The sequence below is a fragment of the Bradyrhizobium sp. 137 genome, assembly GCF_023074095.1.
Taxonomy (GTDB): domain Bacteria; phylum Pseudomonadota; class Alphaproteobacteria; order Rhizobiales; family Xanthobacteraceae; genus Bradyrhizobium.
The window spans coordinates 1-1,034 of record NZ_JADPKU010000126.1 but is presented as its reverse complement, the minus strand read 5'-3'; the positions used below and the strand labels follow the sequence as shown (position 1 = coordinate 1,034).

The window sequence follows — 1,034 nt, the reverse complement described above, 5'->3', positions numbered from 1 at the left end:
GCCGCCTCAAGCTCCTCAAGCTCCAGCTCTAGCTGATCGAGCAGCCGCGCCGATCGTTCCGAGCGCGTGCCATAGAGCGTCCGCCGCAGCTTCTCGATCTCGAGCTTGAGATGGGCAATCAGCGCTTCGGTGCTCGATTGCTTCGCCTGGGCATTGGCCGCTTCAGCAAGCCTGGCTTCCGCCGCAAGCCTGGCCATGCGTTCGGCCAAAATCATTGCATGCGCGGCGGCAAGATCGGGCCGCAGGTCGGCGCTGGAGTCCATGGCCAGATGGAATCACATTCGCGGCCAAACTCAAATAACAAAGTCTCACCCTACGCTGGTCGGACGCCAGGACTCTTGGGGATTGCGCCAGTCGATGCCAGACAACAGATAGCTCATCTGCGCCTGCGAGATCGACACCACGCCGTCCGCCAGCGACGGCCAGACAAAACGACCTCTCTCGAGTTTCTTCGTAAACAGGCATGCTCCCTGGCCGTCATGCCAGATCACTTTCAACAAATCACCCCTACGTCCACGGAAGCAGAACAAATGACCACTCAGCGGATCGCGGCGCAGCACCTCTTGCACCTGCAACGACAATGAGGGGAAGCCTTTGCGCATGTCGGTGTGGCCCGTCGCCAGCCACACCCGAACTCCCGTAGGGACCGGAATCATTGCGGATCCAGAGCCTCGATAATCCGGCGAAGCGCCTCAACGTCGACGCCCGCATCAACAATGACGCGCCGTCCGCCAGCCAGCTCGATCTCAATCCGACGCTTCGTCGAATGTGCGGTCGCGCTCTCCGATGAGGCCGCCACCGACGCCACGGGCCCGCCCTCGGCCATAACTGCCCTGACAAACCCAGCCTCGGATTTGGTTCGGTTCGCTGCGAAGGCTCTTCGCCAGGTCACCAGCAGAGAACGTGATAAGCCGTATCGCAGCGCTGTCGCCGCAACCAGGCGCGGCTCGGATAGGCTTTCCAAAACAATCCGCGCCTTCCTCCTCAGACCAGCGGCGCCGCCGGCCTGTATCAACCACTTCAAGTCGATTCAG

At 61.5% G+C, this 1,034-nt stretch carries 2 protein-coding genes and 1 pseudogene; all 3 read right to left on the bottom strand.

The window, feature by feature from the left end; all coding sequences use genetic code 11:
• Nucleotides 1–215: pseudogene (locus tag IVA78_RS31175) on the bottom strand (IS66 family transposase); the annotation flags it as partial.
• A 93-nt stretch (nucleotides 216–308) separates the two neighbouring features.
• Complete coding sequence (tnpB, locus tag IVA78_RS31170; protein ID WP_247469333.1) at nucleotides 309–656, bottom strand: IS66 family insertion sequence element accessory protein TnpB; 348 nt, start codon at nucleotides 654–656, stop codon at nucleotides 309–311.
• Nucleotides 653–1,024 carry a transposase gene (locus IVA78_RS31165; protein WP_247469331.1) on the bottom strand — a complete coding sequence of 124 codons (372 nt, stop codon included), beginning with the start codon at nucleotides 1,022–1,024 and terminating at the stop codon, nucleotides 653–655. The genes tnpB and IVA78_RS31165 overlap by 4 nt, the downstream gene beginning before the upstream one ends.
• Between the last annotated feature and the right edge of the window lie 10 nt (nucleotides 1,025–1,034).

Excerpts from the sequence above, each read along its gene's own strand:
- tnpB (WP_247469333.1), bottom strand. The coding sequence starts at position 656 with ATGATTCCGGTCCCTACGGGAGTTCGGGTGTGGCTGGCGACGGGCCAC.